The 19,301-nt window shown below is 47.2% G+C and carries 15 protein-coding genes; 5 read left to right on the plus strand and 10 right to left on the minus strand.

Annotation, left to right across the window (positions count from 1 at the left end; translation table 11 throughout):
* Positions 1-149 precede the first annotated feature (149 nt).
* Positions 150-2,075, plus strand: a complete 1,926-nt coding sequence (locus tag BZG75_RS02695; RefSeq protein WP_077576115.1) for a RecQ family ATP-dependent DNA helicase — start codon at positions 150-152, stop codon at positions 2,073-2,075.
* Positions 2,076-2,305: 230 nt separating this feature from the next.
* A complete protein-coding gene (locus tag BZG75_RS02700) occupies positions 2,306-3,730 on the plus strand; it encodes a transporter substrate-binding domain-containing diguanylate cyclase (RefSeq protein ID WP_199878827.1) in 1,425 nt (474 codons plus the stop codon).
* 4 nt (positions 3,731-3,734) lie between these two features.
* Here the strand turns inward: BZG75_RS02700 and BZG75_RS02705 are convergent, their stop codons facing one another.
* The 5 genes from BZG75_RS02705 to BZG75_RS02725 all read right to left on the minus strand — a co-directional run bounded on the left by BZG75_RS02705 (position 3,735) and on the right by BZG75_RS02725 (position 8,054).
* Positions 3,735-3,962, minus strand: a complete 228-nt coding sequence (locus tag BZG75_RS02705) for a DUF2798 domain-containing protein (RefSeq protein ID WP_077576117.1) — start codon at positions 3,960-3,962, stop codon at positions 3,735-3,737.
* Positions 3,963-4,141: 179 nt separating this feature from the next.
* On the minus strand, positions 4,142-5,278 hold the full coding sequence (locus BZG75_RS02710) for a M20 family metallopeptidase (RefSeq protein ID WP_021022979.1): 1,137 nt from the start codon (positions 5,276-5,278) through the stop codon (positions 4,142-4,144).
* An 8-nt stretch (positions 5,279-5,286) separates the two neighbouring features.
* Complete coding sequence (locus BZG75_RS02715) at positions 5,287-5,754, minus strand: YjiG family protein (protein ID WP_021022978.1); 468 nt, start codon at positions 5,752-5,754, stop codon at positions 5,287-5,289.
* The gene (locus BZG75_RS02720) at positions 5,751-6,488 is read right to left on the minus strand and encodes a nucleoside recognition domain-containing protein (RefSeq protein WP_021022977.1); all 738 of its coding nucleotides are present in this window, start codon (positions 6,486-6,488) and stop codon (positions 5,751-5,753) included. The genes BZG75_RS02715 and BZG75_RS02720 overlap by 4 nt, the downstream gene beginning before the upstream one ends.
* 318 nt (positions 6,489-6,806) lie before the next feature.
* Positions 6,807-8,054 (minus strand): aromatic amino acid transport family protein, encoded by a 1,248-nt coding sequence (locus BZG75_RS02725; protein ID WP_021022976.1) that lies wholly within the window; start codon positions 8,052-8,054, stop codon positions 6,807-6,809.
* A 443-nt stretch (positions 8,055-8,497) separates the two neighbouring features.
* Between BZG75_RS02725 and rihA the strand changes: the two genes are divergently transcribed.
* Positions 8,498-9,433 (plus strand): pyrimidine-specific ribonucleoside hydrolase RihA, encoded by a 936-nt coding sequence (gene rihA / locus BZG75_RS02735; protein WP_021022974.1) that lies wholly within the window; start codon positions 8,498-8,500, stop codon positions 9,431-9,433.
* Between the two features lie 135 nt (positions 9,434-9,568).
* Here the strand turns inward: rihA and BZG75_RS02740 are convergent, their stop codons facing one another.
* The 3 genes from BZG75_RS02740 to BZG75_RS02750 form a co-directional block, all read right to left on the minus strand.
* Positions 9,569-11,152, minus strand: coding sequence for a S8 family peptidase (locus BZG75_RS02740; RefSeq protein WP_077576119.1), 1,584 nt, complete (start codon positions 11,150-11,152; stop codon positions 9,569-9,571).
* Between the two features lie 369 nt (positions 11,153-11,521).
* A complete protein-coding gene (locus tag BZG75_RS02745; RefSeq protein ID WP_077457301.1) occupies positions 11,522-12,025 on the minus strand; it encodes a hypothetical protein in 504 nt (167 codons plus the stop codon).
* A gap of 139 nt (positions 12,026-12,164) precedes the next feature.
* Positions 12,165-13,601, minus strand: coding sequence for a coniferyl aldehyde dehydrogenase (locus tag BZG75_RS02750; RefSeq protein WP_077576121.1), 1,437 nt, complete (start codon positions 13,599-13,601; stop codon positions 12,165-12,167).
* Between the two features lie 276 nt (positions 13,602-13,877).
* On the opposite strand from BZG75_RS02750, the gene BZG75_RS02755 reads away from it, so the two are divergent.
* Entirely contained in the window at positions 13,878-14,873 is a 996-nt protein-coding gene (locus BZG75_RS02755; protein ID WP_021022971.1) for a chemotaxis protein, read from the plus strand.
* Positions 14,874-14,993: 120 nt separating this feature from the next.
* Here the strand turns inward: BZG75_RS02755 and BZG75_RS02760 are convergent, their stop codons facing one another.
* A complete protein-coding gene (locus BZG75_RS02760) occupies positions 14,994-16,382 on the minus strand; it encodes an alanine/glycine:cation symporter family protein (protein WP_199878831.1) in 1,389 nt (462 codons plus the stop codon).
* 406 nt (positions 16,383-16,788) lie between these two features.
* Here BZG75_RS02760 and trhO point away from each other — a divergent pair, with 406 nt between their 5' ends.
* Complete coding sequence (trhO, locus tag BZG75_RS02765) at positions 16,789-17,775, plus strand: oxygen-dependent tRNA uridine(34) hydroxylase TrhO (protein WP_077457313.1); 987 nt, start codon at positions 16,789-16,791, stop codon at positions 17,773-17,775.
* 113 nt (positions 17,776-17,888) lie between these two features.
* Here trhO and BZG75_RS02770 read toward each other — a convergent pair whose 3' ends face one another.
* Positions 17,889-19,220, minus strand: coding sequence for a sigma-54 interaction domain-containing protein (locus BZG75_RS02770; RefSeq protein ID WP_199878833.1), 1,332 nt, complete (start codon positions 19,218-19,220; stop codon positions 17,889-17,891).
* Positions 19,221-19,301 lie beyond the last annotated feature (81 nt).

Consider the following 19,301-nt stretch of genomic DNA (forward strand, 5'->3'; position numbering starts at 1 on the left):
ATCCGTTAAGAAAAGATCGACCCCACTTATTGAAGATAATGGGGTCGCTCGCACGCATACCGCCTGTGCTTGCAACCTCGGCACATAGCCGATACCTTTTCCCGCCTGTTCATAAACAGACACTTGGTTAAAAGTAGGGGAAAGACGGCATGTTGGCACAAGCACTTGAGCAAATTTTTGGGTTTTCGTCATTTCGTGCGGGACAAGAAGCAGTGATCTCGCAGGTGATGCAAGGTGAATCGGCCTGTGCGATCTTTCCCACCGGTGCAGGTAAATCATTATGCTATCAATTGCCGGCCACACAGCTGCCCCACTTAACATTGGTGATTTCGCCTTTGCTGGCATTAATGCATGATCAACTTGCATTTATGACCCGCAAAGGCATCCCAGCGGCCACCATCGATTCAACGCAGACACCCGAACAAACCAAACAAGTGATGGATCAAGTCCGTCGCGGCGACATCAAGGTACTGATGATTTCAGTCGAGCGTTTGAATAACGAACGTTTTCGCCAGTTTATCACTCCTATCCCGATCTCGTTATTGGTGGTGGATGAAGCGCATTGTATCTCTGAATGGGGACACAATTTTCGTCCTGATTACCTCAAACTCCCTGCTTACCGACAGCAATTAAATATTCCGCAAGTCTTGCTTCTCACCGCCACCGCAACGCCGGCTGTGGTTGAGGATATGCAGACGAAGTTTGCCATCCCGGCAAATAACATCACATTAACGGGGTTTTATCGTCCTAACCTGCATCTAAATGTGGTCGCCGTGGAAGAGACGCAAAAACGGCAAGCGCTGGTTGAGCAGTTAAAGCCCGACCCCGATTTGCCGACCGTCATTTATGTCACCCAGCAGCAGACCGCGGAGAATATCGCCCAGTGGTTACAATCCCAGCATATATCCGCGACAGCTTACCATGCCGGTATGAGTCACGATGTTCGCGTGTCGATACAAGAGGCATTTATGTCGGGCCAATCGCCATGTATTGTTGCGACCATCGCCTTTGGGATGGGCGTCGATAAGGCGGATATTCGCCGTGTCATCCATTTTGATTTGCCGAAGTCGATTGAAAACTACAGCCAAGAAATTGGCCGCGCGGGACGGGATGGTCACAAGGCGACCTGCACGGTACTCGCTAACCAGTCGAGTCTGAATGTACTAGAGAATTTTATCTACGGCGATACGCCAGACAAAATGGCGATTCAGGGGTTACTGGAAGAAGTACAACAGGCAGGTCAACAATGGGAAGTCATGCTCCATAGTCTTTCACGGACATATAATATTCGGCTCTTACCGCTTAAAACCTTGCTCGTTTATTTAGAAATGGCCGGCGTGATCACCAGCCAATACAGTTACTTTGCCGATGTGAAATTCCAGTGTGTGGAGTCACCCGCCGCCATTACGGCCAAATTCCATGGTGAGCGACGCGAATTTGTTGCCCAGCTATTTGCATGCGCGATCAAAGCAAAAACCTGGTACAAGATGGATTTCCAACAACTGTGGCAACGCTTTGGAGCAGAAAGAAAGCGCGCGTTAACTGCATTGGAGTACTTTCACGAACAAGGTTGGTTATCACTCGCGACACAACAAGCCACACAAGTGTTTGGCGTGAACACCCACGAGATTGATATTCACGATCAAGCTGAGACGCTGTATGCCCTTTTTGCCAAAAAAGAACAGAGCGAGCTTGCCCGCATCAACCAATTACTGACCTTGTTATCTTCTTCAACCTGTATTAGTCAGCGCCTTGCCGACTATTTTGGTGATCATGCGGCACCAACCACCTGTGGTCATTGCTCGGTATGCCAAGGCGAGATCGCCCATTTACCTCCGCGCCCAGAATTACCGGCGATCGATGCGCAAGCGTTATCCTCATGGTGTCAGCACTTTGCGGCTGCTTGCGACGGCACGCCAACTTCGGCGGCAATGACGCGCTTTTTACTCGGCCTATCGTCACCGCTTCATACCAAAATTAAGGCGAAGGCCATACCTGGGTTTGGCGCCCTTGCATCTTATCCGTTTCAAACTATCAAAGAACAGGTGATCGCTGATCACGATACCTATCATTAAGAAGTGGCGATTTGATTCATTGACCTTTGCGTGCGTTAACACCCGTTTAAGCGGCTAGCCGAACAATCTCAGTGTTATGCAACAGCCGCGATCACCTTTATAACCCTATAGTTATAAGAAAACGAGACAAATTTATCCCAGAAGTTAAGAATTTATTCATATACTGATGATAAAGACGTGATGCGGTGACCACCGCACACTTAATGTATTGCCATATTCAGGGTTTATTTATGCTGCATTCTGGGGCGTTGTATGTTTTGGCCCGCCAAATTGTTTTTACACTGTGCGTTGGCGTGTTGTTATCGATAAGCCCCAGCGCTCACTCTGATAACAGCGAACAACCTGAGTCACAAAAACCTGTTTTAAAGGTGGCTAATTCGCATGCATGGCGTCCATTTTCTTATCTCAATAGCAACCAAGAACCCAGAGGGATCTTGATTGACTTTTGGAAAGAATTTGGCGACCGCAATGGCTATGATATCGAGTTTCTATTGACCGATTGGCAAACGTCAATCGATTTAGTGCGTACCGGTCAAGCTGATGTGCACGCTGGGCTCCTTCAGTCACCGGAGCGGTTGCAATTCATGGATTTTGGCACGCCTCTATTTGCCATTGATACGCAAGTATTTTTCAGTCAATCCATGATGGGCACGTCTGCTGACTTTGTCCTTTCTGGTGAGACCGAACATAAGATTGGCGTGGTACAAGGCGGGTACGAAGAAGAGTTTATGAGCGCTAACTTTCCAGACGTAGCATTGCAGCTTTTCCCGAATAACCAAGCCATGCTTGATGCGGCATTATCTGAAAAAATTCAAGCATTTGTGGCCGACCTGCAAGTGGCAAATTATCACCTTTATACCACCACGAACCACAACCTTTTTATCCCTGTCAGGCACCTTTATACAGAGATGCTGCACGCTGGATTTGCGAAAGGCAACGCGGCATTACTTAATCGCATAGACAATAAATTTGCTTGGTTAGATGACGATACTAAACGCCAGCTACTCAATCGCTGGGTCTATTATGACGTTGAAACGGTTTACCCTACCCATTTATTTCCTGCTTTAGTCGCTATCAGTATTTTTATCGTTACCAGTTACATTGTCTTACTTAAGCGAACGGTCAAACAAAAAACGCGCGCGCTACAAACAGCCAACGATATGCTTCAAGATCAAGCCATTACCGACTCATTAACGCTGTTGCGCAATCGCCGGTATTTTTATCAACACCTCTATGACTTGGATAAAACGAGAGGCGACATCGCGCTAATGGTTTTTGATATTGATGATTTTAAAGCATTTAACGATGGTTTTGGTCACGCTCATGGGGATGAGGTGCTCTGTTTTGTGGCTAAAACGGCGACAATTCTATTGCCGAAAGATGCCATTATCGCCCGTATTGGCGGCGAGGAATTTGCAATACTCCAATATTTCTCAAGTGCAGAGGGCGCCTTGGCACAAGCAAGGGTTTTATGTGAAGAGATTGCGCGACAGAGTTTAGCGTTATTTAATCACGCGTCTAAGCCTGTCACGATCAGTTTAGGCGTTGCTTATTACCCTAACGGCATGCCTCACAGTGAAATTATCGATGCTGACAAAGCCATGTACCAGGCCAAAAAACAGGGTAAAAACTGCACGGTTCTACACGTGCTATAATCCTTTACTCGCGGCTACACAGCCACTGAGCTAACCGTTGAACATGTTTTGACGAAACAAAAATAATAGAAAACGCAATGGGCCAAGCAACGATAAAGGCCTCTAACCAACGCCAAACAAACCCACTGCTCAGCCCGGTATTCACAGCGGTAATTACCGCTGTCATCAATGTCACCATTAACACTGACATCAGAAACGGCGCAACAATAGGGAAAAATCGTTTTGGTAACATACACACCCAATAATTTAGCAAGTACTAATGCTTATAGTAAATGAGCAAGCAGAAATAACAAGTGGTGTTACTGCGTCGATCAACTATAGCAGATCAACTTCCCCCCTAATTTGTAATATGACATGGTCACTTGATGGGAAACGCCATCGCGGCTACCGCTTATTGTAGCCGCGCAATGTTTAGACTGTTTTTTGCTCTGCTAAACGTGATAACACTCGAGTGAGCAAGCGGATCCTTGGTTCAATGGAGTCGAGTTGCAAATACTCACCATCACTATGGAAGTTGGCTCCTACTGGGCCAAATCCATCTAAACTAGGGATCCCCAATGCTGCGGTATTATTGGCATCGGAGCCGCCGCCCACCGCTTTCCAATGGATAGGCACGGTTTCCTCAAAGGCTGCCGCTTCAACAAGACCCATCAAGTGTTCCGTTTCAGGGGTCGGCACCATCGCTGGTTTATAGGCTTCGCGAACCAATTCAATGGTGACATCGGGGGTGTAAGGGTGAGAGGCGCGCGCTTGAATGGCTTGATCAAGCGCGCAATAAGCATTGTTGTCCCAGAACCTGACGTCAACCAGTGCCGATGCATAAGCAGCGACAATATTCGCCCCCGCTCCACCTTCAATCAAACCAGCATTAATACTGGTACCGGCCTCTAGATCTTTCATACTATCGAGGGTCACCAGCCAATGAGCTAACTCTGTAATCGCGCTACGTCCTTTTTCTGGCTCGTTACCAGCATGAGCGGCACGACCTGAAACGGCAATTTTATAACGCGCCATGCCTTTACGCGCTTTTACTAAGCCACCATCTGCGCGGGCCGCCTCTGCCACCAGCACATAGCGTGCATCACGAGCAACGGACTCAAGCCAGGTACTGGAATGTATCGAACCCACCTCTTCATCCGGGTTCATGCAGACACAAATGCTCAATGCATCACGTTCTGCTTGCGGCAATGCGCGCAGTGCATACACGATATTAAGCAAGCCTGATTTCATGTCTGATACACCGGGACCGTATGCGAAGCCGTCCTCCACATGCATGGGACGCTCTGCCGCCGTCCCCTGAGGAAAGACCGTATCCATGTGACCAATCAGCATCACATCGATATGTGGATGGGTTGGCTGGTTGCGAATTTCCAATCCAATCCCTGCCTCTCCACATTCCACTCGCTTAATATGCCATCCTGCCATTTGCTCATATTTATCGGCCATTAGGGCCGCAATCACCTCAATACCTTCTCGTTGAAAGGTGCCACAGTCGATATTGACTAGAGGCGCCAACTCATCTAGGTAGCGTTGCAAAGAAAACGTCATCATGCCTCCTAAAGTAAAAGATTCATCACCCACATGGCGCCAAAAGCATTCAGAATAGAAATGCCGACCATAATAGGGATGTAGCGGCCTTCAGTGCCAATCGGGCCCATTACTCGGCCAATGTATTGCACTTGCGAACCCATTAAATAAATAGCAGGAACCAAGATAGCGATATGGGTACCGGTGAGAATGCCTTGGTCAAACAAAGTGATCACGACACCAACAGCGCCTCCCATCGACATCCATGCCCCCATTAGCACTGCGGCGGCTTCACCGGGTAATCCGAATACAGCCATCACAGGTGCAAACACATCGCCCATCAAGGCCAGTAGGCCGGTAATTTGAAGTGCTTTGATAATCACAAACGCCATGACAACATTAGGCACGGTTGATGTTGTTGCAATATGCCAACCTTTCTTAGCGCCTTCGACAAAGATGTCAGTGATCATCGGTTTACTGGTAGAAGACTGGGTCATGATGCGTGCTCCTCTTGATAGGATTGTGTCTTTTCTCGCTGCGGTCCTTTGCCCTCAGTTATATTGAGGTACAAACGAAAGACATTGGCACCAATGAACTTAAATAAGAAGATCACGCCAATAGCAAGACCAATTGACGATGTCACCGCTAACGAACCGTCTGACATGGTTAAAGTAAAAAGTACCGCGCCCGAGGAAAAAAAGTTGACGATGGTTGCGCCTGCCGTGAACTGAAACATGGTGAATACATCGGTTTCACGCTTGGTCAGGTAACCCTCATCTTTCAATTGACGAGTCATCGCTGCGCCAGCATCTGTGCTTTGCATGGAGGCAATCAGTGCTAGTCCTGAATTTCCAGGAATGCCTAATACAGGTTTAAGAAGAGGCGTTAAGAGTTTGCGCGCGGCATCAAGCGCTCCATAGTGCTCAAGTACACCAATCATACCCAGCGCAAACATCACGGTAGGAATTAAGGTCAACGCAAAAATGAAACCATCACGCGCACCGCTCCCGCCCTTACCGCGAAGTGATGTTGTTGCCACCTCTACCGTGCCGTCTGTCGCAGTCGTGGCCTGATACGCAACTTGTCCGAACGAACCATTCAAGGTGGTAAAGTCGAACACGCCGTACCATTGATTGGATTGTAACAATCCCGAGAAAAACACCACAGCGAATACCAGTGCCAAGTAACATCCCCATGTCACTTGCCGATCTGTATCGGTTGGATGTGTCATAAACAGCCCTCATGATCAATGAACATTGACCTCATCATCGGCGCTGACACACAAACAAAGATTGATAATTATCAATTTATCCCACAAGTAATAGGCTAGCAGTTACATAATATGAGCTCATTCATAAGCTGACAAACAAAGTCAAAGAAAACAGAAATGAATGTGACTTTAAAGGCTGATTTAAATGTATTTATATGTCACAACTGAGAGATATGCGCAGAGAACATCGGATAAGAAAACCGCTTATAATAGATTAGAAAATATAACCCAAAAAGCGCCCAGTGGGCGCTTTTTTAATGGATGATTACGAATACTTAATTAGCCCATCAGGTTATAAAGCAATGCTGATATCGCAAGCATCCCTGTGATGAAGATAAAGTAAGTACCTACTTGCCCACGATACTGCGCCAGGGCTTTGACCTTGTAAGCGGCAACCGTTGGCATAATGAACAAGATCATCGCAATCACAGGCCCAGACAATGCACCCATCATGTCAAGGATACTGGGGTTGATCACGGCACAGCCCCAAATAGCAAAAAACATCACGATGACGCCCAGTTTGTCGGCGCTTTTGTAAGTGAGTTTACTGTGCTTCGTCACCAAGCCGTTCAAACTTTCACGCGCGCCAAGGAAGTGTCCCAAAAACGATGAAGTAATCGCAATGAAAGCAACCAAAGGCCCCAAGGTACCAATAAACGGGTTATGGGTGACATTAGCAAGATACGACAATACAGACACATTTTGTGCTTTTGCTTCTGCCATTTGTGCTGGGGTGAGTGTCAACACACACGAGAACACAAACAGCAACACAAAAGCCACCAGCATAATACCGGCACGTTTAAGAATTTGCTCTGACTTACCTTGAGCCTCGTCGCCGTAATGCCGGCGCTGAATGTTGGCAAAGCTAGAAATCGCCGCTGCATGGCTAAACGAGAAAATCACCACAGGCACCGCCAACCAAAGACTCATACCCAGCTCACCCATCGGCGGTAAACTGAGATTAGGCGTTTGCCACGATGGAACAAGATAAAAAGACAGAAACGCCAGAATGGCAACCAACGGATAAACCATCGCCGCGAACGCACGCAGCATCAGGCGTTCACCACCCAACATGATCGCAATCATACCAGCGACTAGTACACCCGACAGCAACACGCGATTTGGTGATACCCATCCCAGTTGGTTGACTAAAAAGCTATCAACCGTGTTGGTCAGCCCAACGCCGTATATCAATAAAATGGGGAAAATAGAGAGGAAATACAGCATCGAAATCATACGTCCGACATTGGCGCCGAAATGTTCTGCGACGACATCGGTGAAATCGGCATCGTTGTGACGCGACGATAATACAAAGCGCGCTAGACCCCGGTGCGCCATATACGTCATCGGAAACGCTAGTACCGCCATAATAATCAGCGGCCAAAAGCCCCCCATTCCTAGGTTAATGGGTAGAAACAAAATTCCGGCACCGACCGCGGTTCCAAACAAGCTAAGCGCCCAATGGGTGTCATGCTGGGTCCAACGGTGCGATACACTTTTTGAGGAGATATCTATAGTCTGGTTCACGTCAAACTCTCTTAGTTATAATATTTTGTGCGGTTGCATAGTACCGAGTTCGACCTAAACTATCACATATATGTAATAGATATATGTCCTAATTGTATCACCAAAAAAACGCAAATCCAGCTGGGCTATTCTTCAAATGGCAGCATAAATAACCAATAAATTGACAAATAACCAGAACAATGATCCAAATTATTTATATTAATTAGATTGATTGAATTGTTTGCAAAACAATGCAACAACCACATTTTCGTTTGCTTGTTGTTGACAAATTGTAACTGTTTACATCTCATTTTTTTATGATAAATCACGCACATGTTACATCTCGCGCGACTACATCTCGCGCGACATGGCTGTTTAGCGAAAGGGATCACAAGCACAGTGCAGAAACACATTTATCCTAAGCATGATTCAACGGATATTTACCTCAACGGGATAGGTTGTTTATGAATGAACCCATTATTATTGACTGTGATCCGGGACATGACGATGCCATTGCACTGGTAATGGCTTGTGCATTACCGCAACTCGATATCAAAGCCGTGACGACCAGTGCGGGCAACCAAACCCCTGATAAAACGCTTTACAACGCACGGCGCATTCTCACCTTACTGCAACAATCACATATTCCCATTGCGGGTGGGGCACATAAACCGCTCACCCGTGATTTGATTATTGCCGATAATGTTCACGGCGAGTCGGGCTTGGATGGTCCTGAGCTGCCAGAGCCTATGATGGATCCTGATCCTAATAATGCTGTTAATCTGATGGCCAGTGTCTTAAAAAAAAGCGATCAGCCGGTCACCTTGGTTGCAACAGGTCCATTGACGAATGTGGCGTTACTTATCGCTGCCTACCCTGATCTGACCAACCGAATTAAGCGGATTGTATTGATGGGGGGAGGCGTGACTTTTGGCAATTGGACACCCGCCGCTGAATTTAATATTTATGTTGACCCTGAGGCGGCAGACTGTGTTTTCCGTGCAGGGATCCCCATAACCATGTTTGGGTTAGATGTGACCCATCAAGCCCTAGTCAAAGATGAAGACGTGGCGTCTATCCGAGCCATTAATAATCCTGTCGCGCAAACTGTCGCGGGGTGGCTTGATTTCTTTATGCGCTACCATCGCGATCCTAAATGGCGACTTGATGGCTCACCGTTACATGACCCATGCACAATTGCGTGGTTAGTCAAGCCTGAGCTTTTTGACTGTGAATCCGTTTGGGTGGGTATAGAAACTCAGGGAGCACTGACAACAGGTATGACAGTGGTCGATCGTTATCAAGTTACAGGTAATCCAGCCAATGCCGAGGTTGCAATGGCAATCAACCGAGAAGGGTTTATCGATTTACTGTGTAAGTGTATACGCCACTACAATTGACTGCTCTCCTACCTAAACGAAGAGGTTTTCGGCAAGTCTGATAAATAACGCGCGGATCATATCCGCGCGTTTAACTCGGTATCTTACTATTCATCACTTGTCGTGCAGCGAATGCTATTTATTGCCAACAAACGCCTAGTAACGGGCGGTCACGCTGACACCACTAAATGCTGCGTAGCCGTTCAACATCACATGATAGCGACCTTTCTGGGTGTTCTGCACGGTACACACTTCGCTATTACCGTAATTGTACGGTCGACAATCCCAGTTATTAAAGGTTGGCTTTGAGCCATAGCGCAGGTACAAATCAGCATCGCCTGAGCCGCCGCTAATATTCACCGTGAGGCGTTGCCCAGCGTCTACATCAACATAGAAGAAGCGCTGGGCGCCTTGCCCACCCGAAATATCTGTTAGCGCCTGACCATTTTTAAGCTCACCCTTAGGATCAGGCTCTGTACCGCAATTTGGCTCACAACTACTATCGGCTTGACTATACAACAGTTTGTTGACGGAGCCACGAGGGTCGTTAATTTTATCGACACTCGCGCGGTTGCTAATTAAATTCGCTAATTGTACAGGCGAAAGGCTGCTGTTTTCTTGTAGGTACAAGGCAGCAACCCCAGCAACATGAGGGGTCGCCATCGAGGTGCCGCTGATGGTGCGATAACTCCCATCATACCAAGCGGACTTTATGTCCGATCCTGGGGCGAACACATCCAAGCAGCTTCCCCAGTTTGAGAAGCTAGAGCGGGTATCGCGAATCGTGCTAGATCCTACAGTGACACCGCTTGGCTCTCGTGCAGGCGAACTATTACAGGCATCAGCATTGGAGTTACCCGCTGCTAGCATAAAACTCACGCCAGATTGTACCGCACTGGCCACGGCACGATCGAGCGCTGTTGATACGCCTCCACCTAGGCTCATGTTTGCCACTGACGGGCCATTCGCATTGGCTGCTACCCAATCGACACCACCAATCACACCGGACGTCGACCCCGAACCGCTACAGCTGAGCACCCTCACCCCGACAATATCGACATTTTTAGCGACTCCGTATTGACTACCGCCAATGGTGCCAGCCACATGCGTACCGTGGCCGTTACAGTCAGTCGCATCTTGATCGTTATCAACAAAGTCATATCCGGAGCGTGCACGACCACCAAACTCAACATGTGACGTTGTCACACCAGTATCAATAACATAAGCAGTGACACCTGTGCCATCAAAGTTAGTGCTGTAGTTGTCGTCTAGAGGAAGATTGCGCTGATCAATACGATCTAACCCCCAAACAGGGTTATTTTGGTTCGCGTCAGGGGTAATCACCGGGTCCAATGAAATGGTCTTATCTTGTTCAATAAAATCAACTTGCGAATCCATGCGTAATGCACGTAATTGTGCCGGTGTGAGCTTAGCTACAAACCCACTTAACGAGCGATCAAACACTTTTTCTACCTTAACCGCATGTTGGTTAACCATGCTAGACACGGCTTGTTGAGTAAAGGTTTTCAACGCTTGCGGATCATCACTCAGAGTCATTGGCTGCTTGAGTACCACGATGTACTGATCCTCAATCCCCCGGTTTTCCGCCGCAACCATCAATGGCGCTACCGTTTGCTGCTGAGAGACGCCTTGTTTACCTTCATTTTGTTCAGATAGTGCTGTGGGTGATGCCGCCATCAGCGCCGACGCGACGCAACAGCTAAGAGCATGCTTTAACATATTGTATTCCTTACAATGGTTAAATGTATTAGCAATTATTGCCTACAAAAATCAACAATAACGCTTTAAAGCTATACAACTAAGGCTGTTTTTTCCGTAGTGAAAATCACTTTATTAAGGAGATTCATTAGTATTATTGACCTTTTTGTCAGCCAAAAATTTTTTAACTAATTGTTTACAATGCGTTAATTGACTCAGCTCACTCACATCTAACACTTTTTAACTAGGCATTGTTAGTCCTTTATTTTAGACACCCACCACACTCTATATGAAAACTAAATTGGGACTCACAGCCTATTAGTGATCTCTGTGAACAGAAAAAAGCCAGCGGTTTCGCTGGCCCATTACATATTTCTTAATGCTTTTTTGTTAGGCAGATTCTTCGTGAATCAACACGCCGCCATCAAGCGCGCCCACTAACACATTAGGTACTTCAGTATCTGAAGACGTGACAGCGATACGCGTACCCGGCCCAATGGCAGAGATAGGCGCTGCAATCATTAAAGGGCCAAGTTCTCCTTGATAAGCGAGCTTCCATGAGGGCGCAGCCGCAGCGTGATCGTTGGCATAAAGTCGACACTTGTTTCTGTCCGGCTCAATTAAACAATCCAGGCCATATTCAATATCGTCATAAAAAAACGACCACTGATAATAGCCCGCATTAACGCTGCATGGGGTTTTGATAAAACTCAACGCCTCTGCGTTATCTTGGGTTAAGGTAATAAAGCGCTGCGCATCGGGCACCATCGCCAAATACCCCAGTGATTTGCCATTAGCATCGGTGACGGCGAGCTTTACCTCTTGCTCGACCATTGCTCGTTCATGATTGCTAATATCTGGCAGCATAGAATCGGGTTGTATTGAAAAAGCCATTGGGTTGCTCCCTTGGTTGCCCGCATCGATTTTAACACTTATGTAACAACCAAAGGTATAGATCAATTCCCCTAAAAAGTTTAGTGATTTAACCGAATAATGTATAGATCGGAAGACAATCCAAAACAGATACTCCTAATTATCTGAGCAACCACCAGCGCATTAAGCGTTTATACCAGCGGTTGTATGGCGGTTTGACTAAAAAGCTGGTGTCCCATTTATCGCGGGTGAGGACGGTTTTACTGTGGCTAAAGGTGTAAAAGCCTTCAATACCGTGGTAATGCCCCATGCCGGAATCGCCAATACCGCCAAAAGGCGCATCTTCGGCAGCAACATGAAACAAGGTTTCATTAATCCCCATCCCGCCGGCGTGAAGCTGTGTGGTGACCTGCGAGCGTTTCTCCGCATCATTACTCATCAAATACAAAGCGAGCGGTCGTGGACGTGCCTGAATATAATGCAGTGCCTCGGCAAAATCTTGATAAGTGACAATGGGCAAAAGCGGACCAAAAACCTCTTCTTGCATCACCCGCATGTCGTCAGTGACATGGGTCAGTAACTGAGTTGGCCAGCATCGTTTTTCTGCGGTCGGTATGGTTTTTTGATCGAGCGCACACCAGCGCCTCGCACCTTTATCTAACGCATCTTGCAGTGTTTCTTCTAGCCGGGTTACTTGAGTTTGGTTAACGATCTGGCTGTAGTCTTGGTTGGCCTCAAAATCAGGATACATGGCACGAAACGCTTGTTGGTAGGCGTGGATAAACGCTTCTTGCCGATGTTCAGGGCAAAGCACATAGTCGGGGGCAACACATATCTGCCCAGCGTTTAAGCACTTTCCGTAAATAAGCCGCGAGACGGCGACGTCCATATCAATCTGATCATCAATGATCACGGGAGATTTACCCCCCAACTCAAGGGTCACCGGCGTCAAATTATCAGCTGCAGCCAGCATGACCTGGCGTCCAACTTGGGTCGAGCCGGTAAAAAATAGATGATCGAACTCTAATTCGGTAAAGCGACGCGACACTTCCACTTCCCCTTCAATCACGGCCACTTCCTTAGGGCTAAACACATCCGCGATGAGCTCGCGTAATACCCGATTGGTGTTCGGCGTGAACTCCGAAAGCTTGAGCATTACCCGATTGCCGGCCGCTAAGGCGCAAATCAATGGACTGACTGCCAGCATGATTGGAAAATTCCACGGTACGACAATCCCAACTACCCCTTTTGGCTGTTGGTGTACCGCCAATTTAGTTCCGAGTAAGGTAATCCCAGGACGCCGTTTTTGCGGCTTCATCCATCGTTTTAATCGGCGGCGGGTGTAATCAATTTGGTGTATCAGTGGCAGAATATCAGCGATTTCGGTATCACCAAAAGCACGGTGGCCGTAGTCGTCGCTAAGGGCTTGTTGTAATACGTTATGGTGACCTTTTATTGCTCGACGAAGCCGCTTAAGGCTTTCAATACGTTGCGTATAGTCAGGAAACGCGTCTTGGTTGGCTATTGCTTTCTGTCTTTCAAACACAGAGCGCATATCGCGCACTCTTTCTAACCATTGATAACTGGACTCAGACATCCCTGCCTCCTATTTCCTCATGACGACTTCATTGATGACACAGGAACCAAAACAACGCAACTCGATACAGACACAACAATGAGTGGTACTTTCAGTGCTAATGTTAAAAGCCTGTGATTGGATGACGTATTTGATACATCAATTAGCGCGATAGGCCACAGATCATCGTTTGATTGATGCGCAAATATTGTCGCTTTAACGATCTCGGGCTTATACTGACCAAACGTAAGCTCACATCAGCGTTGTTCGCTGTTATCGAAAGGAAATGTGGTAGGCATGAATCACGAGCCATCAAAGAACGAAATACTAACGGAAAGTGGGACGAATGAGCTCGAAATCATCGAGTTCCACTTGATAAAACAACTTCCTGACGGTAGCACCAAAACTTGCTACTACGGTATCAATGTGGCCAAGGTTCGTGAAGTCATTCAAGTCCCTGAAACAACGGATTATCCCAATGCACAATCACACATGATTGGTGTGTTCTCATCGCGCGACAAGCTAACCCCATTGATTGATCTCGCTGGCTGGTTGGGGGTGCCTACACGACCAGAAAAAGATAACAAATTTGTCATCGTTACCGATTTCAACAATATGACCAATGGCTTTTTGATCGATAGTATCAGCCGCATTCATCGGATTTCATGGGAAGCCGTTGAGTCTCCTAGCCAGTTTTTAGAAGCTGGCGAGCAAGATTGTGTGGTTGCTGTGGTACGTAAAGACAAAAATCTGATCATGATCTTAGACTTCGAAAAAATCATCGCTGACATCAATCCTGAATTGAGCATGGAAAAATACGATGTCACTCAGGATAGAAGCGTCAATATATCCGAGTCTAGCGCTAAAAAACGCGAAGCTAAAACCGCGTTGGTCGTCGATGATTCCGCCTTTATTCGTAGTTTGATCGAAAACACCCTCCGCTCAGCCGGCTTTAATATTATTTCCGCCAAAGACGGTGGTGAAGCGTTCGAAAAACTGATCGAGTTTGAGCGTATATCAAAAGAAGAAGGCGTCGCCATCACTGAATTTGTCGATGCCATTGTCTCAGATGTTGAAATGCCCCGGATGGACGGTATGCACTTGGTCAAGCGCCTACGTGAAACAGACGCCTACAAAACCATGCCAATTATTATGTTCTCATCCATTATGAGTGAAGATAACCGCGCGAAAGCCTTGCAGCTCGGTGCAAACGACACCATTACAAAACCTGAGATTGGGCGTATGGTTAGCTTGGTTGACAAGTATGTGTTTGGTGCGCCGCTAGATGACTAACACATATACGCACGAAAGCATTGCCTTCTTCGATAGAAAACAGTCTACTTTGATAAAAAAGGCTGCCGAACATAGGCAGCCTTTTGATTTTGCTCTTTCGGCTATAACAAAAACAGCGGTTTAATGATGAGGCGCGCGAGACTGAACCTGGGCTGCCCCTTTATATGCCTGACTTGAAAAATAGGCTTTCGCCGCCTGATTGACTTTTGGTGCCAATAACAGCCCAGAGACCATCGTAGGAACCGCCATCAGGCCATAAGCGCCGATCAAGAATAAGAAGACGACATCCAATGATACAACCGCCCCTAACACCACCAATGAGAGATATAAGTACTTGTAGTACTGTCCTGCCGTTTCGCCAAACAGATAAACAAAACACTTATACCCGTAATACCAGAACGTAAATACAGTGGTAAAAGACAGCACCAAAACTTGTGCGGCTAATAGCCATGCACCAGGCGCACCAAATGCGGCTTTAAAAGCAGCCATCGTCAAACTGACACCTTGCATGCCGTCAGCCTGGTCCAATACCCCCGTAACTAAGATAACTAAAGCGGTACAACTGCATACAATTAACGTATCGATAATTGGCCCGAGACTTGCGACTAAGCCTTCGCGCACCGGTTCATTGGTTTTAGCCGCGCTATGAGCCATCACTTCAGTGCCAATCCCTGCTTCATTCGAGAAAGCGCCTCGACTGACACCAACAATAATCACACTGATCAAGCCACCAAACATAGCATCAGGCGAAAAGGCGCTAGCAAAAATGGATTGAAAAACAGCCGGCACACGCTCTGCGTTGAGCAGCAAAGCTACAATCGCCATCACCATATAACTTCCAGCCATCAGGGGAACCAGTGCGCCAGCAACGTCCGCAACCCGCTTCAAGCCGCCCCAAATCACCAACCCGACAAAAATAGCCAAGACAATACCCAGCCCCCACGAAAAGGCCGTACTTTCTAGCCACTCAACCCCTGGAAACAGTTGTGTTTGGACTACCGCGCCGAGCTGATTAATCTGAAAAGAGGGAACAAAGCCCATTAATCCCGCGATAGCAAATAACACCGCGAGCCATTTAAACTTGTTACCCAAGCCATTACGCACCGTGTACATGGGTCCGCCATGTACACGACCTTCGCTGTCTTTGTGGCGATACATCACGCCAAGTGTGCAGGTATAGAATTTCGTCGACACACCCAGTAACGCAGTTAACCACATCCAAAATACCGCGCCAGGACCACCCGCACTGAGCGCCAAAGCGACGCCAGCAATGTTGCCCAGCCCAAGCGTCCCCGACAAGGCAGCTGCCAAGGCCTTTCGATGCGATAAGTCACCATGCCCCGAGCCATCATCAACCTGCCCTGTAAGGAGTTTTAAACTGTGCCCCATATAGCGAAATGGCGTAAACTTGCCGTATAGAGTAAAAAAGATCCCTCCCCCGACAAGTAAGATGAGCATGGGCTTTCCCCAAATAAAGCCGACGAAGGCATTAATCCATTCTTCAAGCATCTGCGAATTCCTTCCTTTGATTGTGCAGCCATCGCTCAGCGCCTACCACAAGCCAGCGAGTCACGCCCAGCTACAAATAGTTAGAGTACAAAATAAAAACAAACATGGCGTGACTAAAAACGCATTCAAATTACGACTATAATCTTACATGAGCGATATCTTTGCCGCGAATTCATGATTTTTATCACATAAATATTGGCTTTGATGTCGCCGTTACAGGCTTTATTTGATTTGAGAGCGAAACAGTTGGAGCGCACCAAGCCGTGCATGGTACGTTTTTTTGCTCAGTAACCATACTTTCTGTCGGTGTTTAGAGGGTTGTCATTTCGATATACTCCGCGCCCTGCTTTATTCCCCTAATAACCCATGCACTGGATTTACGCTCCAGCCAGCAAGAGGAAAAAACATGTCTACTTATGTCATTTGTGCTTTGTACAAATTTGTCACCCTTGAAGACTATCAGTCTTTGCAAGCGCCATTGCTTGAGGTAATGGAAGCCAATCAGATAGGCGGTACACTCCTTCTCGCTCACGAGGGCATCAATGGTACAGTCGCTGCGACACGAGAAAATATGGATGCGCTATTTGCGTGGTTTAAAAACGACCCACGCCTGGCCGATATTGACTATAAAGAATCGTTTGAAGACAGCCAGCCGTTTAGTCGTACCAAGGTAAAACTGAAAAAAGAAATCGTCACCATGGGCGTGGAAGGCATTGACCCACGCCAAAGTGTCGGCACCTATGTCAAACCGACCGAATGGAACGCATTAATCAGCGATCCGGATGTGTTGGTGATTGATACGCGCAACGATTACGAAATTGAGATCGGTACCTTTGAACGCGCCGTTAACCCGCATACGGATAGCTTTCGCGAATTCCCGGACTATGTCGAGCAGCAACTTGACCCCAGTACCCACAAAAAGGTGGCGATGTTCTGTACTGGCGGGATCCGCTGTGAAAAGTCGACGGCATTTTTGAAAGAAAAAGGCTTCGATGAGGTATATCACCTCGAGGGCGGGATCCTAAAGTATCTTGAAGAGGTGCCTGAAAGTGAGAGCTTATGGAACGGTGAATGTTATGTTTTTGATAGCAGAGTTGCCGTTAATCATGAATTAGAAAAAGGCTCTTACGCAATGTGTAACGCTTGTCGTCTGCCAATAACCCAAGCAGACATGGAAAGCGAGCACTATGAACAAGGCGTCTCCTGTCCAAAATGTATCGATAAACACACCGACGCGCAAAAAGCTGCGTTTCGTGAACGAGAATATCAAGTTCGCCTCGCACGTGAACGGGGTGAACAACACGTCGGCGGTGAAGCGAGAAAAGTCATTGAGCAACGTCGCGAATTAAAGAAACAGCGCCAACGGCAACAAAGTAAAAAAAATAAAGCTTAATCAGACTAGAACACGCCCAAACTGCTTCTGCGAAACGGTGCGCGATCCCTTGCGCGCCGTTACTTGTCTACTGTATGCGCTATATCACCCGCTTTATTTCACTCGATATCGATTCAATGCTGTAATTTGTTGTAAAGTGTTTTCGGGCTTATCCCCAATGCAGCCGCTGTGCGTTGACGATTACCATTGTACCGAGCCAGAGATTGTTTGATTGCCATCTGCTCTAGTTCTGAGAGTGTCATTCCTTCAGGGATAAAGCAGGAAGCGGTCATTTTATCATCCTTGCGAACAACCGTTTTAGGTAAGTCCGACACCTCAATGTGTCCATTACTTAATAGAAAACCATGCTCAACTGCATGTTTCAGCTCTCGCACATTACCCGGCCAACGATGCTGAGTCAGTACGCTTAAAGCTTCTGCACTTAGGCTAGTTTGCGCGTTATAGTGATGATTAAGTTCAGCGAGAAAATGCGTGATAAGTGCATGAATATCATCACCTCGTTCGCATAAAGGCGGGACGGTGACAATAAATTGCGCAAGGCGATAATAGATATCTTCACGAAGTTTTTCCTGAATGATTGCCTGATCTGTATCTCGGTTCGTTGCCGCTACTAAACGCACATTGGCCGTTTGATTCTTTGTCGCACCAACAGGGCGATATTCACCAGATTCCAGCACCCTCAGTAACTTTACCTGAAGTGTTTGAGGCATCTCGGTTATTTCATCAAGGAATACTGTTCCCCCCTCGGCTTGATAAAAAATACCTTGGTGATCTTGATGCGCCCCAGTAAACGCCCCTTTTACATGACCAAACAATTCACTCTCTATCAATTCCGGGCTCAGCGCACCGCAATTGATGGCCATAAAAGGGGCGGCAGCTTGTTGACTCAAACTATGCAGTGTTTTCGCAACATGCTCTTTCCCCACGCCGCTCGCACCAACAATCAATACATTTGCATCCGTTGGTCCAAGCCGTTGAAGTTGGTGATATAGCGATCGCATTGGCTCAGACGAGCCCAACAGATAACCATATTGATTTGCTTGGCTTTTGAGCACTGGGATTGCGGTCTGATGTGAAACAAAGCGCGTGTCTAAGCGATCAATAAGCAACGTCTGAACCGATTTACCATCTAGCGGTCGCCGAAAAACAGTTGCCGCACAGTCCTGTACTCGCGCATTCCAAGCGGGATTTGGTGCACCATTGCTTATTAACGCCCAATGGGTATGTCGATATTCTCCCATCACACGAATAATCGCTTCGGTACACATAGTGTCTAAATCAATATCAAGCACTACCCAGTCCGGCGGCTGTAACTCAAAAGCGCGAAGAAGATCCGTAGGCGTATCAAATGTAGAAAGATCAACATGCTCTAGCCTTTGTGCGGGTTGAAGCAGCTCAATATCCGAGGGTTGGTTTACACAGGTAAACAGGCGAGATTTACACATTACTCTTCCTTCCATATTGCGAATGTACGCATGACCTTGCCACATCGCTTACAACTAATTAAGTAATAATTACACCCATAC

This window comes from Salinivibrio sp. AR640, from assembly GCF_001995405.1.
Lineage (GTDB): Bacteria > Pseudomonadota > Gammaproteobacteria > Enterobacterales > Vibrionaceae > Salinivibrio > Salinivibrio costicola.

Excerpts from the sequence above, each read along its gene's own strand:
- BZG75_RS02710 (WP_021022979.1), bottom strand. The coding sequence starts at position 5,278 with ATGACGTTTTCTTTGCAACGCTACCTAGATGAGTTGGCGCCTCTAGTC.
- BZG75_RS02715 (WP_021022978.1), bottom strand. The coding sequence starts at position 5,754 with ATGACCCAGTCTTCTACCAGTAAACCGATGATCACTGACATCTTTGTC.
- BZG75_RS02740 (WP_077576119.1), bottom strand. The coding sequence starts at position 11,152 with ATGTTAAAGCATGCTCTTAGCTGTTGCGTCGCGTCGGCGCTGATGGCG.
- BZG75_RS02705 (WP_077576117.1), bottom strand. The coding sequence starts at position 3,962 with ATGTTACCAAAACGATTTTTCCCTATTGTTGCGCCGTTTCTGATGTCA.
- rihA (WP_021022974.1), top strand. The coding sequence starts at position 8,498 with ATGAATGAACCCATTATTATTGACTGTGATCCGGGACATGACGATGCC.
- BZG75_RS02700 (WP_199878827.1), top strand. The coding sequence starts at position 2,306 with ATGCTGCATTCTGGGGCGTTGTATGTTTTGGCCCGCCAAATTGTTTTT.
- BZG75_RS02695 (WP_077576115.1), top strand. The coding sequence starts at position 150 with ATGTTGGCACAAGCACTTGAGCAAATTTTTGGGTTTTCGTCATTTCGT.
- BZG75_RS02770 (WP_199878833.1), bottom strand. The coding sequence starts at position 19,220 with ATGTGTAAATCTCGCCTGTTTACCTGTGTAAACCAACCCTCGGATATT.
- BZG75_RS02745 (WP_077457301.1), bottom strand. The coding sequence starts at position 12,025 with ATGGCTTTTTCAATACAACCCGATTCTATGCTGCCAGATATTAGCAAT.
- BZG75_RS02760 (WP_199878831.1), bottom strand. The coding sequence starts at position 16,382 with ATGCTTGAAGAATGGATTAATGCCTTCGTCGGCTTTATTTGGGGAAAG.
- BZG75_RS02750 (WP_077576121.1), bottom strand. The coding sequence starts at position 13,601 with ATGTCTGAGTCCAGTTATCAATGGTTAGAAAGAGTGCGCGATATGCGC.
- trhO (WP_077457313.1), top strand. The coding sequence starts at position 16,789 with ATGTCTACTTATGTCATTTGTGCTTTGTACAAATTTGTCACCCTTGAA.
- BZG75_RS02720 (WP_021022977.1), bottom strand. The coding sequence starts at position 6,488 with ATGACACATCCAACCGATACAGATCGGCAAGTGACATGGGGATGTTAC.
- BZG75_RS02755 (WP_021022971.1), top strand. The coding sequence starts at position 13,878 with ATGAATCACGAGCCATCAAAGAACGAAATACTAACGGAAAGTGGGACG.